Annotated in this window: 10 protein-coding genes; 7 read left to right on the plus strand and 3 right to left on the minus strand. The window is 64.3% G+C overall.

Annotated features, from left to right (window positions below; genetic code table 11):
- Positions 1-11: 11 nt before the first annotated feature.
- The 6 genes from G559_RS0123795 (at position 12) to G559_RS0123820 (ending at position 7,154) form a co-directional block, all read left to right on the plus strand.
- A complete protein-coding gene (locus tag G559_RS0123795; protein WP_028630629.1) occupies positions 12-629 on the plus strand; it encodes a YqiA/YcfP family alpha/beta fold hydrolase in 618 nt (205 codons plus the stop codon).
- A gap of 14 nt (positions 630-643) precedes the next feature.
- Positions 644-2,533, plus strand: coding sequence for a DNA topoisomerase IV subunit B (gene parE, locus G559_RS0123800; protein WP_028630630.1), 1,890 nt, complete (start codon positions 644-646; stop codon positions 2,531-2,533).
- Positions 2,530-3,513, plus strand: a complete 984-nt coding sequence (locus G559_RS0123805; protein ID WP_028630631.1) for an esterase-like activity of phytase family protein — start codon at positions 2,530-2,532, stop codon at positions 3,511-3,513. Before parE ends, G559_RS0123805 begins: the two co-directional genes overlap by 4 nt.
- Positions 3,510-4,034 (plus strand): retropepsin-like aspartic protease family protein, encoded by a 525-nt coding sequence (locus tag G559_RS0123810; RefSeq protein ID WP_028630632.1) that lies wholly within the window; start codon positions 3,510-3,512, stop codon positions 4,032-4,034. The genes G559_RS0123805 and G559_RS0123810 overlap by 4 nt, the downstream gene beginning before the upstream one ends.
- A 7-nt stretch (positions 4,035-4,041) precedes the next feature.
- Positions 4,042-6,300 carry a DNA topoisomerase IV subunit A gene (gene parC / locus G559_RS0123815; protein WP_028630633.1) on the plus strand — a complete coding sequence of 753 codons (2,259 nt, stop codon included), beginning with the start codon at positions 4,042-4,044 and terminating at the stop codon, positions 6,298-6,300.
- 140 nt (positions 6,301-6,440) lie between these two features.
- Complete coding sequence (locus G559_RS0123820; RefSeq protein ID WP_155945759.1) at positions 6,441-7,154, plus strand: PqiC family protein; 714 nt, start codon at positions 6,441-6,443, stop codon at positions 7,152-7,154.
- Positions 7,155-7,450: 296 nt separating this feature from the next.
- Here the strand turns inward: G559_RS0123820 and G559_RS0123825 are convergent, their stop codons facing one another.
- The gene (locus G559_RS0123825; protein WP_028630635.1) at positions 7,451-8,953 is read right to left on the minus strand and encodes an AhpA/YtjB family protein; all 1,503 of its coding nucleotides are present in this window, start codon (positions 8,951-8,953) and stop codon (positions 7,451-7,453) included.
- Positions 8,954-9,089: 136 nt separating this feature from the next.
- On the opposite strand from G559_RS0123825, the gene serB reads away from it, so the two are divergent.
- Positions 9,090-10,304 (plus strand): phosphoserine phosphatase SerB, encoded by a 1,215-nt coding sequence (serB, locus tag G559_RS0123830; protein WP_028630636.1) that lies wholly within the window; start codon positions 9,090-9,092, stop codon positions 10,302-10,304.
- An 87-nt stretch (positions 10,305-10,391) separates the two neighbouring features.
- Here serB and G559_RS0123835 read toward each other — a convergent pair whose 3' ends face one another.
- Positions 10,392-12,461 carry an EAL domain-containing response regulator gene (locus G559_RS0123835; protein ID WP_028630637.1) on the minus strand — a complete coding sequence of 690 codons (2,070 nt, stop codon included), beginning with the start codon at positions 12,459-12,461 and terminating at the stop codon, positions 10,392-10,394.
- A gap of 59 nt (positions 12,462-12,520) precedes the next feature.
- On the minus strand, positions 12,521-14,347 hold the full coding sequence (locus tag G559_RS0123840) for a hypothetical protein (protein WP_028630638.1): 1,827 nt from the start codon (positions 14,345-14,347) through the stop codon (positions 12,521-12,523).
- Positions 14,348-14,496: the final 149 nt, after the last annotated feature.

Consider the following 14,496-nt stretch of genomic DNA (forward strand, 5'->3'; position numbering starts at 1 on the left):
CAGGAAGCCGCGTGTCCAGCTCGCAACCCAGCCTTCTCTATATCCACGGATTCAACAGCTCGCCGTCTTCGTTCAAGGCGCGCCAGCTCAGCGTGCTCATGCAACGCCTCGGGCTGGCCGGGCAACTGCAGGTACCCGCACTGCACCACCATCCGCGCCAGGCCGTTGGCCAGCTCGAGGCCGCCATTGCCGAGCTGGGGCGCCCGGTGCTGGTCGGCAGCTCCCTGGGCGGCTACTATGCGACCCACTTGGCCGAGCGCCACGGCCTGAAGGCCGTGCTGATCAACCCGGCGGTAGCCCCGCATCGGTTGTTCGAAGGCCGGCTTGGTCCACAGAAGAACTATTACAGCGACGAAACCTGGGAGCTGACGCTGGAGCACGTGATGGCACTGGCCGAACTGGAAGTGCCGCCACCACAGGATCCGGCCCGCTACCAGGTGTGGTTGCAGACGGCCGACGAAACCCTCGACTACCGCCAGGCGGAGCGCTACTACCGCGCCTGCGCCTTGCGCATCGAGGCAGGCGGCGACCACGGTTTCCAGAACTTCCCTGCCCATCTGCCCGCCTTGCTGGCCTTTGCCGGCTTTCCCGCGCAGCTGTGGCGTGACATCGACTTTTCCGACCTCTGACTGAAAGGGAATCCATGGCTACTTACAACGCGGATGCCATCGAAGTCCTCTCCGGCCTCGACCCGGTGCGCAAGCGACCGGGCATGTACACCGACACCACTCGCCCCAACCACCTGGCCCAGGAAGTCATCGACAACAGCGTGGACGAGGCCCTGGCCGGCCACGCCAAGAGCGTGCAGGTAATCCTCCACGAGGACAATTCCCTGCAGGTGATCGACGACGGTCGCGGCATGCCGGTGGATATCCACCCCGAAGAAGGGGTGCCCGGCGTCGAGCTGATCCTCACCAAGCTGCATGCCGGCGGCAAGTTCTCCAACAAGAACTACCAGTTCTCCGGTGGTCTCCACGGTGTAGGCATCTCGGTCGTGAACGCCCTGTCGACGCGCGTCGAAGTGCGGGTCAAGCGCGAGGGCAACGAGTACATGATGACCTTCGCCGATGGCTTCAAGGCCAGCGAGCTGGAGGTCGTGGGCAGCGTCGGCAAACGCAACACCGGCACCAGCGTGCACTTCTGGCCGGATGCCAAGTATTTTGACTCACACAAGTTCTCCGTCAGCCGCCTCAAGCATGTGCTCAAGGCCAAGGCAGTGCTCTGCCCGGGCTTGTCGGTCACCTTCGAAGATAAAGCCAGTGGCGAGCGCATCGAATGGCACTACGAAGATGGCCTGCGTTCCTACCTGGAGGATGCCGTCAGCGAGTTCGAACGGCTGCCAAGCGAGCCGTTCTGCGGCAGCCTGGCCGGAAACAAGGAGGCAGTGGACTGGGCGCTGCTATGGCTACCCGAGGGCGGCGATAGCGTTCAGGAAAGCTACGTCAACCTGATCCCGACCGCCCAGGGCGGCACCCACGTCAACGGACTGCGTCAGGGCCTGCTGGACGCCATGCGCGAGTTCTGCGAGTTCCGCAATCTGTTGCCGCGAGGGGTCAAGCTGGCGCCGGAGGACGTCTGGGAGCGCATCGCCTTCGTCCTCTCGATGAAGATGCAAGAACCGCAGTTCTCCGGCCAGACCAAGGAGCGCCTGTCTTCCCGCGAGGCGGCCGCTTTCGTTTCCGGCGTGGTCAAGGATGCCTTCAGCCTCTGGCTCAATGCTCACCCGGAGCTGGGCATGCAATTGGCCGAACTGGCCATCAGCAATGCCGGCCGCCGTCTGAAAGCGAGCAAGAAGGTCGAACGCAAGCGCATCACCCAAGGCCCGGCGCTTCCAGGCAAGCTGGCGGATTGCGCCGGCCAGGACCCGATGCGCTCCGAGCTTTTCCTGGTGGAGGGTGACTCCGCTGGCGGATCGGCCAAGCAGGCGCGGGACAAAGAATTCCAGGCGATCATGCCGTTGCGCGGCAAGATCCTGAACACCTGGGAAGTGGACGGCGGTGAAGTGCTGGCCTCCCAGGAGGTCCATGACATCGCCGTCGCCATCGGCGTCGATCCCGGTGCTGCGGACCTGAGCCAGCTGCGTTATGGCAAGGTCTGCATCCTCGCCGACGCCGACTCCGATGGTCTGCACATCGCCACCCTGCTGTGCGCCCTGTTCGTCCGTCACTTCCGCCCACTGGTCGAGGCCGGGCACGTCTACGTGGCCATGCCGCCCCTGTACCGCATCGATCTGGGCAAGGAGATCTACTACGCCCTGGACGAAGCTGAACGTGACGGCATCCTCGACCGCCTGGTGGCCGAGAAGAAGCGTGGCAAGCCCCAGGTCACCCGATTCAAGGGCCTGGGCGAGATGAACCCGCCGCAGCTGCGCGAGACCACCATGGACCCGAACACCCGCCGCCTGGTCCAACTGACCCTGGAAGACACCGAAGGCACGGTGGAAATCATGGACATGCTACTGGCGAAGAAGCGCGCCAGTGACCGCAAGTCCTGGCTGGAATCCAAGGGCAACCTGGCCGAGGTCATGGTGTGAGGGGAGCCCTGATTCTCCTTGGTCTGCTGTCCTGTGCACCGCTCTGGGCCGCTGACGACCCGGAGCAATTGCGTCTGGCTGCCGAGTACCCGGTGGAGGGCATGCCCCAGGGCAACCTCTCCGGACTGGCGCGCTGTGGCAATGAGCTGCTGGCCGTGTCCGACCGCGTCGACCACCAGCTGTATCGGCTCAAGCCCATTGGCGGCGTGCTCCAGGCCGAGGCCGAAATTTTCCATGCACCGCCGGCACCGCCGAGCAGCCTGCCCTGGGGCGTGCGCGCGCGTTCCTGGTTCATCAGCATGGTGAGGGGTAACGAGCTGGACTTTGAAGGCATCAGTTGCGATGCCGCCGGTAACCGCTACCTGGTGAGCGAGACCCATGCGGCGGTCCTGCAAGTGCCCGTGGCCGGCGAACCAAACTGGCTGCTGCTGCCGGACAACCTGGTCCGCCAGGCCCGCGCCAGCGGCATGTTGCTGCACTTCAACGCCCTGCTGGAGGGGATCGCTGTCGATCCCAAGGGCGAGCGGCTCTGGCTCGCCGCCGAGCGCGAGCGCCGTGGCCTGATGGTCCTGCACAAGCAACAATCCACCTGGCGCTGCACCGGCGGCTGCGTGATCTTCAGCGAAGCCGGTACTGAACGTCCGCCAGCACCTATTGGCAGCGAACAGCAGATGCCGCGCGACTTTTCCGACGTGGCCTTCCATGAAGAGAAACTCTTTACCCTGGAGCGTCTGGCGCACCAGATTTGCCGGCGCAAGCCGAGCAATGGAGAGGTCGAGCGCTGCTGGTCCTTCGCCGAGGAAGCCCTGGCCGACACCCGCCGCTATGGTGTGCCCTTCGGTGTGTCCGAAGGCCTGTGGATAGATACCGAAGGTGCCTGGGTCGGCCTCGATAACGGCGGCAAGATCCGCGCCGATGGCGAACGTCGTCCCATCGTTTGGCGCTTCACCGCGCCCAAGGGCGGTTGGAGCGCGAAATGACCACGCAGACGCCGGGCAGACGTGCGGGAAGGGTCATGCTGGTGCTCGCCTGGGGCATCGGTCTGATCCTGGCCGCGCGTTTCTTCGGCATCTGGGAGGAGCGTCAGCACAACCCCAATCGCGAGCCTGCGTCGGTGCACGGAGACGGCTACGTCGAAGTGCGGCTGGCGAGCAGTCGCCAGGGCCACTATCTGCTGAATGGCCGCATCGACGGCCAGGGCGTGACCTTCCTGCTCGACACTGGTGCTACCCAGGTGGCCGTGCCCGCCCGGCTGGCCGAGCGCCTCGGCCTGGCGCCCGGTGCGTCTGTCACCTTGAGTACCGCCAACGGCCGTGTCACCGGCCGGCGCACCCAGTTGCAGGAACTGCGCCTGGGTGACATCCGCCTGACCCAGGTGCCGGCGATCATTGTGCCGGGCATGGACGGCGATGAGGTGCTGCTCGGCATGAGCGCCCTCAAACAACTCGAATTCACCCAGCGCGACGGCACCCTGGTGCTGCGCCAAGTCACTTCTCCGTGAGGCACGCATGAGCGAATCCCTCGATCTGAGCCTGGAAGGCGTTGAGCGCCGCTCTCTGGCCGATTTCACCGAACAGGCCTACCTCAACTACTCCATGTACGTGATCATGGACCGCGCCCTGCCGCATATTGGCGACGGTCTGAAGCCCGTACAGCGCCGCATCATCTACGCCATGAGCGAGCTGGGCCTGGACGCCGACTCCAAGCACAAGAAGTCGGCGCGTACCGTCGGCGACGTGCTCGGCAAGTTCCACCCCCACGGCGATTCGGCCTGCTATGAGGCCATGGTGCTCATGGCCCAGCCGTTCAGCTATCGCTACACGCTGGTGGATGGCCAGGGGAACTGGGGTGCCCCGGACGATCCCAAGTCTTTCGCCGCCATGCGCTATACCGAAGCGCGCCTGTCGCGTTACTCGGAAGTGCTGCTGTCCGAACTCGGGCAGGGAACCGTGGATTGGGTGCCGAACTTCGACGGCACCCTGAACGAACCCGCCACCCTGCCGGCGCGCCTGCCGAACCTGCTGCTCAATGGCACCACCGGCATCGCCGTGGGCATGGCCACCGATGTGCCGCCGCACAACTTGCGGGAAGTGGCCGCCGCCTGCGTACGCCTGCTGGATGAGCCGAACGCCACGGTGGAGCAGCTCTGCGAACATATTCTCGGGCCTGACTTCCCCACCGAAGCCGAGGTGATCACGCCCCGTGCCGAACTGCTGAAGATCTACGAAACCGGTCGTGGTTCGGTGCGCATGCGCGCCGTATACCGAGTGGAAGACGGCGACATCGTGGTCACCGCGCTGCCGCACCAGGTCTCCGGGTCCAAGGTCCTGGAGCAGATCGCCGGCCAGATGCAGGCCAAGAAGCTGCCCATGGTGGCCGACCTGCGTGACGAATCGGATCACGAGAACCCTACCCGCATCGTCATCATCCCGCGCTCCAATCGCGTGGATGCCGATGAGCTGATGCAGCACTTGTTCGCCACCACCGACCTGGAGTCCAGCTACCGGGTCAACACCAACGTCATCGGTCTGGACGGCAAGCCCCAGGTCAAGGACCTGCGCACCCTGCTCAGCGAATGGCTGACCTACCGCATCGGCACCGTGCGCCGGCGCTTGCAGTTCCGCCTGGACAAGGTGGAAAAGCGCCTGCACCTGTTGGACGGCTTGCTGATCGCTTTCCTCAACCTGGATGAAGTGATTCACATCATCCGTACCGAGGACCAGCCCAAGTCGGTGTTGATGGAGCGCTTCAGCCTCACCGAGATCCAGGCCGACTACATCCTCGACACCCGTCTGCGTCAGCTGGCGCGACTGGAAGAGATGAAGATTCGCGGCGAGCAGGACGAGTTGCTGAAGGAGCAGAAGCGCCTGCTGGCCCTGCTGGGCAGCGACGCCAAACTGAAGAAGCTGGTGCGTGACGAACTGATCAAGGACGCCGAGACCTACGGCGACAATCGTCGTTCGCCCATTGTCGCTCGCGCCGAGGCGCGCGCCCTGTCGGAAACCGAGCTGATGCCTACCGAGCCGGTGACCGTGGTGCTGTCCGAGAAGGGCTGGGTACGCTGCGCCAAGGGGCACGATATCGACGCCACCGGACTGTCCTACAAGGCCGGGGATGGTTTCAAGGCCGCTGCGCCGGGTCGTTCGAACCAGTACGCGGTGTTCATCGATTCCACGGGGCGCAGTTACTCGCTGGCGGCCCACTCGTTGCCTTCGGCCCGTGGCCAGGGTGAGCCGCTCACCGGCCGGTTGACGCCACCGCCGGGGGCGAGTTTCGAGTGCGTGTTGTTGCCTGAGGACGACGCCACGTACGTCATCGCTTCGGACGCTGGCTACGGCTTCGTGGTCAAGGGTGCGGACCTGCAGGCCAAGAACAAGGCCGGCAAGACCCTGCTCAGCCTGCCGAACGGTGCCAAGGTGGTGCCGCCGCGGCCGGTGCAGAGCGTCGAAGAAGACTGGCTGGCGGCGGTGACCACCGAAGGTCGCCTGCTGCTGTTCAAGGTTGCCGATCTGCCGCAACTGGCCAAGGGCAAGGGCAACAAGATCATCGGCATCCCCGGCGATCGCGTGGCCAGCCGTGAGGAGTACCTCACCGATCTGGCGGTGCTGCCGGCTGGTGCAACCCTGGTTCTGCAGGCTGGCAAGCGCACCTTGTCACTCAAGGCCGACGATCTGGAACACTACAAGGGTGAGCGCGGCCGCCGTGGTAACAAGCTTCCGCGCGGCTTCCAGCGGGTCGATGCGCTGCAGGTGGAGCCGCTGGCCTGACGCTGGAGGCGGCGAATTGACGTGGGGCTCTGGAGTCCTGCGTCACATTGACGGATGATATGTCCCCTCGCCATTCCCTGATGGTGGTGAGGACGAATGAATTCGACTGCAGGCTGCCCAAAAGGCGGCCGTGGGTGAGATTGATGACCGTGCGTTTTCCCCTGGCTGTGATGCTGGTGGGCCTTCTGGGCCTCGCCGGCTGTGTGCATAGTCCCCCGATTCCAATGTTCCAACTCGATGCCGGCACCCCAGAGGTGCCGTCAAAAAAGGCTGGGATGCAGGTACTGCTCGGTCCGGTGACCGTGGCGGACTACCTTCAGCGTGAAACCCTCCTGCAGCGCCAGACCGATGGCAGCCTGACTGCAGCCCCTGATGGCCGCTGGGCCGGCAGCCTGGCCGCGGACATCGATCAGGTGCTGCTGCGTCAGTTGTCCTGGCGCCTGGACAGCCAGCGCCTGGTGCTGGCTCCCGGCAATCCCGGCTTTACGCCCGAAGTTCAGGTGTTGCTGACCATCAGTCGCCTGGATTCTGGCCCCCAGCGCCCGGCTGTGCTGGAGGCGCAATGGCGCCTGCTGGACCGGGCCGGTCAGCTGCGTGACAGCCGCCTGGTGCGCCTGGAGGAGCCGCATGTCGGCACCGCAGCCGATCAGGTACGGGCCCAGAGCCAATTGCTGCAGCAGCTGGCCGAGCAATTGGCTGCAGCGGTCAAGCCGCTGGAAGGTCAGCCAGTCGCCGTTGAGGCCCCGCGCAAACCGGCTGCTCCCGCTGCCCCGGCGAAGGCCAAAGAGGCCCAGCCGCCGAAGATCCCCATGGCGGCGCCAGTGCGCACCGACGTGGAAGTCTTCCGCTTCTGATCGCCGGATGTTGAAAGAAGCCCGCTACGTGCGGGCTTCTTTTTGCCTGTTCATCAGGCTCTCCGCTGCCGACCAGCTCTGGTCGCGGATATGCGGCCCCGTATCCTGGCTCCACGTGCAGCGCGCCCCTGCAAGGAGTCCCGTCTGGAATCGATACATGGCGTGCCGCGTTGCCCAGCCGCAACAGTCCCTGCCGCCCTGGTAATTGCCCTTTGAGGAAACTCAATCGCCAGGCAGTACGATTCGATCGGACACAAAAAAGCCCGCATCCGCGGGCTTTCTCGTCGTTCGGGTGTTCAGTGTGCCCGGGCTTCGTGCATGCGCGCCAATTGGCGCTCCAGCAGCGAAGGGTAGGGTTCCAGCAGGCGCTCGACGCAGCAGGCACCTTCCGGGCTGGTGATAGCGCGGATGCGGGCACGTTGGCGAACCAGGTCGTCCTCGGCAACGGCGCGTTCCACCAGCAGCAAGTTGCGGCTGTGCTGGCTCAGCGCCAGCGCATTCTGGGTGGTGTCGTTTAGCAGCAGATCGCCCTGGCCGAGGCCGGACAGATCGTCACCCAGAGTCAGTCCCAGCTGCAGTTGAAGGGTGATGCCACTGTCGGCAACTTCAATCTGCAGGGCATGTCCCAGGGCTCGCAGCAGCTCGCCGCAGCACAGCGCGTGGGTCAGGTAATCCTCGCCGCCGTCCTGGCTGTGGAAGAGCATCAGGCTGCTGCCGTCATTCAGGGTCAGCAACTGGCCGTGGTATAGGCGGGAGGCCTGGTCGAGGCAGTCGCGATAGCGTTGCAGCAGATCCATCAGGCGCGCGCGTGGCAGGCGACGCAGCTGGTCCTGGGCGCCCAACTGAATGGCGAGGACGGCACTGTTATGCCGTTCATCCGGAGCAACCGGCGCGGGTGCAGGAGCAGGCTCGGCCATTTCCTCGCGTAGATCGGCAAAAGGGTCCTCCTCGTCCGGGGTGAACAGCTCGCTCGGGGATTCGTCCTCGCCGTCGAAGCTGTCATCGCGCAGGTCGCGGATCTCGAAGTGCTCCTGGTCGTCCTGCTCGTCCTCCAGATAGTCCTCGTCGACCTCGGCGTAGTCCTCTTCCGGGATGGGTTCCGGCTTCTCCGGCACCAGTCGAGCCTGAAGTTGGCGAGCCAGGTCGCCGATCTCGTCCTGGCGACCGGCGCCTGGGGCAGGGTCATCCGGGTCGCGCAGCCAGACGCGCAGTTGCAACAGGGGCGTCGAGATGTGCCGGCCAAGACGCAGGCTCAGCGACAGGGTCAGGGCCAGCAGGATCAGGCTGAGCAGCCCCATGCTCTGCAGGCTGATGGTCATCGGCTGTTGGAATTGCTCCATGTCCAGGCTCAGGCGCAGATGGCCGGCGATCACTTCCTGGAAGGTGATGGGGGTGGAGTACAGGCCCTCGGTCTCGCCCAACAGGCCCTGCTTGGGCCGCGAACCGGCTTCAGCAAGGATGCGGTTGTCCACGCTGTAGATCGCCGCGTGGGCCACCAGCGGGTTCTTCACCAGATTGTTGAGCAGCACGTTGAGGCTGAGGATGTCGTTGGACACCAGCAGCTCGGTGGCCGAGGCCGCGGTCTGCGCGGTCAGGCTCTGGCCCAGGGCATCGGCTTGCTGTTGCATGGCCTGCTTGAATTGCATACCCATGACCCAGGCGTAGATCACCAGGGCCAGGGCTACCAGCAACAGGCTGTGGCTGGCAATGCGCAAGGCAATCGGCACGCGCCGCTGGCGCAGGGCGTGGAAGATCAGCAGGAAGAAATTGTCGGGTTTGACAGGCGTGGGCCGGTTCACAGAGCGCGGCTCTTCTCGGACGAAATTGTGGCGCAGTATAGCGAGCGCCCCTTGCAGGGCAAAGCGCCGGGCATGCTGCGGGGGCTGCGAAAGTGGGTAGAATGTGCGCCTTTTCATGCGTTGAGTGAGGTGCGCCTTGCGCGAGATTGTCCTGATCAACATCACGGGCGAGGATCGTCCCGGTCTGACGGCGGCTATTACCGGTGCGCTGGCCCAGGGCGGTGTGAACATCCTGGATATCGGCCAGGCGGTGATTCACGACACGCTGTCGTTCGGCATCCTGGTGGAAATTCCGGATAACGCCGAAGCCTCGGCCGTGCTCAAGGACGTGCTGTTCACTGCCTACAAGCTGGATCAGCAGGTGCGCTTTACCCCGGTACCCGAGGCGGACTACCAGCAGTGGGTGGACGGCCAGGGCAAGAGCCGTTACATCGTCACCCTGCTGACCCGCAAGGTGACCGCCGAGCAGTTGCAGCGGGTGAGCTCCATCACTGCCAAGTACGGCCTCAATATCGACCACATCGACCGTCTGTCGGGCCGCATGCATCTGGATACGCCCGCGGACCAAAGCAAGGGCTGCATCGAGTTTTCCGTGCGCGGCGAGCCGGCGGATCCGGTGGCCCTGCGTGCCGAGTTCCTCAGCGTGGCTCAGGAATTGAATGTCGACATTGCCTTCCAGCGTGATTCGCTGTTCCGTCGCAACCGTCGCCTGGCGGTGTTCGACATGGACTCGACGCTGATCGAGGCCGAGGTGATCGACGAACTGGCCAAGGCTGCCGGTGTGGGCGACCAGGTTGCCGAGATCACCGAGCGTGCGATGCGCGGCGAGCTGGACTTCCGTGCCAGCTTCAAGGAGCGTCTGGGGCTGCTCAAGGGATTGCCCGAGGACGTGCTGGAAGAGATCGGCGCCTCCCTGCGACTCACCGAAGGCGCGGAAACCCTGTTCGCCGAGCTCAAGCGCCTGGGTTACAAGACCGCTATCCTCTCTGGCGGCTTCAGCTACTTTGCCAAGCAATTGCAGGCCAAGTTGGGCATCGACTATGTGTTCGCCAACGAGCTGCAGATTGTCGATGGCAAGCTGACCGGCGTGGCTATCGAGCCCATCGTCGACGCCCAGCGCAAGGCCGATCTGCTGCGCGAGCTGGCGGAGAAAGAGGGCTTGCGCCTGGAGCAGACCATCGCTGTCGGCGATGGTGCGAATGACTTGCCAATGCTCGGTCTGGCTGGGCTGGGCGTGGCCTTCCGCGCCAAGCCGCTGGTCAAGCAGTCGGCCAAGCAAGCCATTTCCACGCTGGGCCTGGATGGCATCCTCTACCTGCTGGGTTTCCGCGACCGCGACGGCAGGGACTGAATGTCGTGCCGGAAATAGAAAAGCCGCCTTAGGGCGGCTTTTTCGTGGGCTAACGGCTGGCCTTGGCCTGGCGGGCCAATGAATGCGCTACTCGTCTCCGGAGGAGAAGTCGTAGTCCATCGCCTGGCTGGGACCTTGCAGGTAATAACCCTGGATGTAGTTCACGCCGGCCTGCCATAGGGTGGCCAGGACGCTGGCTGTCTCGACGAAAGGCACGATGGTCATCTTGGCCTGGGCGTGCAGGCTTGCCAGTTGGGTCTTGAGGGCCTCCTGGTTCTCTGCACGGCTGAGGTCCTGGGTAAAGGAGCCATCCACCTTCACGAAGTCGATGGAGAGATGTTTGAGGGTATTGAACGGGTTCAACGCGCAGCCGAACTGGCTTAGGGCGACCTGGCAGTGCAGTTCGGCCAGGCCTTGGGTAAGCGCCTTGGCTTGCTTCAGATAGGCGATGGCGTCGGGCTCGCTGAACTGGAAGATCAGGGCATCGGACGGTAGGCGCGCCGCCTTCAGCGCCACGCTGAGCCACGGCAGCAGCGTCTGGTCCTGCAGGCTGGCGCCGGACAGGTGGACGAAGAGTCGGGTGTTGTGCCCCTTGGTGCGGTGTTCGGCGAGCAGCTTGATGGAGTTGAGGATCACCCAGCGGTCGATCTTCTCCGCCAGGCCTGCTTCCTTGGCGGCGTCGAGGAAATCGGCGGGCGGCACTTCCTCGCCTTGGGGGCTGAGCAGACGCAGTAGCACTTCGTAGTGCTCGAAGCTGTCGCCGCGCAGGCTGATGATCGGTTGGAACAGCAGGCGGAAGCTGTTGTTCTCCAGGGCCTGCTGGACCATTGCCACCAGGCTGCCACGGTTGGCCGCAGCGGCCAGCTCATCGGCTGGGTTGTACAGCTTGAGGCCGTTCTCGTCACCCAGTTCGTCGGCGCAGCGATGGGCGCGGTCCACCACGTCCTGGGCCTTGGGGGTAGTCTCGCTTAGGCCGGCAACGCCGATGCACAGGCTGACCTGCACGGTGCGGTTGCTGACGTCGAAGAGGTGGACGTCGATCTTCTTCAGCAGGTTCTGCAGGCTTTCCTCGGCCTGTTCCGGGGTAATGCCCTGTTGCAGGACACCGAATACGTCGTCGCCGTAACGGGCGAGTTGCGCATCGCCAGCGAAGTGGGCACGCAGCAGATTGGCGAGGTCGGTGAGCAACAGGTCGACACCGGCAATGCCGACTTCGGCGAGCAGGCTGGAGTAGCGGGTTACGCGGATGTACGCGACGCTCGAAGGCTGACTGGTCTTGACCGCGCGCTCGGCCGCGGTGTCGAGCATTTCGTTGAAGTGGGAGCGGTTGAACAGGCCAGTGACCAGGTCCTGGCTGCTGATCTCGCGCAGTTTTTCCTCCAGCTCGGCACTGTCGGTCTCGGCGCGGATGACCACCTGGATGCAGGGCTCCCCATCGTAGGTGGCAGGGGAGAAATTCATGCGTGCCTGGAAGCTCTGGCCGTCCACTTTGCAGCCATTGCAGGTGAGTTCGCCGCTGCCTTCGTCGTCGCGGTAGTTCTTCAGGAAGTCCTTGAAACCGGCCTGGTCGACGCCGGCGATCAGGTCGATCATCGGCATGCCTTCGAGTTCGTCGCCATCGTCGTAACCGAACATCTCGACGTAGGCGCGGTTGGCATAGATGTGCATGCCGTCGTGGACATAGGCGATGGCGTCAACCGAGCTGTCCAGCAACAGCTGGCAGCGTTTCTCGGCTTCCCGCAGGCTGACTTCGGCGGCGCGGCGGGCGCGGCGTTGCTCGAGGTTGGCCAGCTCGCGGTTGGCGACCAGTACCAGGCGCTCGTCTTCGCCCTGGGGCAGGGCGTCCTGGGCGCCTAGCGCCAGAGCTTCGGTGATGAGGTCGGAGTCGTTGTCCTGCACCAGTTGGATGAACGGGATGTCCTTGGACTGGCGGCGGATGCTGTTGAGGGCTTCGCCCGGGCTCAGGTGCTCGCTGTCGGGCGCGGCGATCAGGAGGTCCCAGCTTTGTTGCAGGACCTCGTTGAGGTCGTCAGCGGAAATGATGCGATGAACGCGAGTCGCGCGGCCTGAGTTGCGAAACAGGCTGACCAGGCGCTCGGCTTCGTTCTGCGAGTCTTCCAGGATCAGCAGGCGGATCGTTTTCTTTTCGATGGCCATGGCCTGTGCTTAGCGCCGAACGAGCGCGAATAGGCGACGAATGGTGGTGAGTCGGGAATCTACAGCGACTTCCATAGCGAGTCAAAATCTTCCTCGCTGCCTTGCGTCACGCTGCCTGGACCTGTGACAGGTTTCCCTTGCGGCGGTGTCGGTTGTTCGAAAATCCGGTACTCGAACTGGTTGAAACTGCCGGTACTGGTCAGGCGTCGGGTGAGCACCGCGCGGTGTTCATCGCCGTGCAGGTTGATCTGCACTTTGTTGCCTTCCTGGAAGGGCAGGCGCGGGGTGATCAGGGTGGCTGGACGGGAAATCGCGCCAATGGCCGGCAGCAGCAGGGCGCGCAGGTAATGGCTGTTCTGTTCGCCTTTGCGCATCAGCAGCACGCCGCAGGACTGCGCCTGGGGTGCCACCAGTTCGATGCCCATCTGGGTGCCGCCGCCTCTCACCTGGCGAATCCAGCGCACTACGGCGATGCTCCAACCCTGGTCGGGCGCGTCCTGAACACCGAGCAGCTCGCCGGCCTGTAGCTGGCTGGGGACTTCCTTGGGCCAGCTCAGGCAGTAGCCGCCTGGGCTGTGGTTGACCACCGCGACGTTGAAGGTCGGATAGCTTTCCGGTGCTGTGCTGGCCTGAGGCGGAGGGGGGCTGCTCTCGGAAACGGGCCTGGTGTATTCGATTTCTTCCATCGGCATGCCCGGCTGCCAGCCCTGGGTGGGTTGCGCGTCGAAGGCGTTGGCCCAGATGTCTTTTGCAGGTTTCTTGCCGAGCGTGTCGAACACCGCCTGGCCGACATCCTCGGGCAGCTTGAGCACTTCGCTGAAAGAGCGACTGCCTGCCAGGAAGAAGTGTAGCGCGCTCATGCCGATGCACAGGGTCAGGCCGCCCTGGCCGGGGTTGCGCTGGAAGGTGCGCTCGGAAATATCGCCCCAGGCTGAACTCAGGTGCTGCAGCAGATCGAGGGTCAGGCCCTCAGGCAGCGGTAGGCGCGCCTGGTTGCGCTGTTCGGCTGGCAGGATCAGGTATTCCTTGATGACATCCACCAGCGGCAGCGGGTCGAGGCCCAGCAGCGTGCGTGGGTCGACTTCCTGGAACAGCGACTTGTAGCGCGGTGGCCCGTCCAGTTGGGGTGCCACGGCGAAGAGGCTGGAGGGCAGCTCGGCCGGCTGAAGTTTCACCAGCGTGCTCCAGGGTTCGAGGATTTCCGCCAGGCGGGCGATGCCGTTCTGGCGCATCTGGTTGCAGCGGGCGCAACCCAGCAGCAGTGCCACCAGGTAGGTCTGCTCAACGCTGAGCCCTTGCGTGTGGCGTGCAAGCGGGTCGCGCACGGCGACTCGATGGAGTTGGCGGCTCTGAGCCAACTGATAGAGCTGGTGCAGTTCCAGCCAGAGGCCTTCGGGGACCGGGCAGTAGAGCTGGCTGGAGCGGATCAGTGGGCCGTTCAGGCTGTGGGTTGCCCGTTGCAGGGCAATGGCGAGGAGCTGTGCGCGCTCGCGGTCACGGCTGGGGCGCGGCGACTCCTGCACGATGATCAGTTTGTAGCCGATGGCCAGGTGGTTCTGCAGGGCCTGGCAGAGGTTGGCAACCTTGCGCGGGCGCTCGTCCAGGACGATGGACTGGCCAATGAAGTGCCGTTCCAGGTGCTGGCAGACGAAATGCACTTCCGGACGCATCAACTCGAGAAGTTGCAGGCGGTTCTCGGTCGGGGTGATCAACTGGTTGAGTTCCACCAGGGCCTGATAGAGCTGGCGAGCGGTTTCGCCGAGGTTGGCCTTGGGCAGGTGGGAGATCCAGCGTTTCAGCTCACGAGGGGTGGCATCGCAGAAGGACAGGCTCTGTTTGCTAGGCGCGGGTGCACGCAACAGCAGGTGAGGGCTCTGGTGGTCCATCCGGATCGGTTTCTCCGATTTCTCGTGTGGGGTGTATTGGGCTGGATCTCAGCACTCTATCAGCATCCTTGCGCGCTGGCAGCCTATCCAAAGGGTCGGCCTGTGGACGGGTTGGCCGTTTGGCCGTGCGCAGTGATTGGCTGATAGGC

Origin of the sequence: Metapseudomonas resinovorans DSM 21078 (assembly GCF_000423545.1) — a bacterium.
Taxonomy (GTDB): domain Bacteria; phylum Pseudomonadota; class Gammaproteobacteria; order Pseudomonadales; family Pseudomonadaceae; genus Metapseudomonas; species Metapseudomonas resinovorans.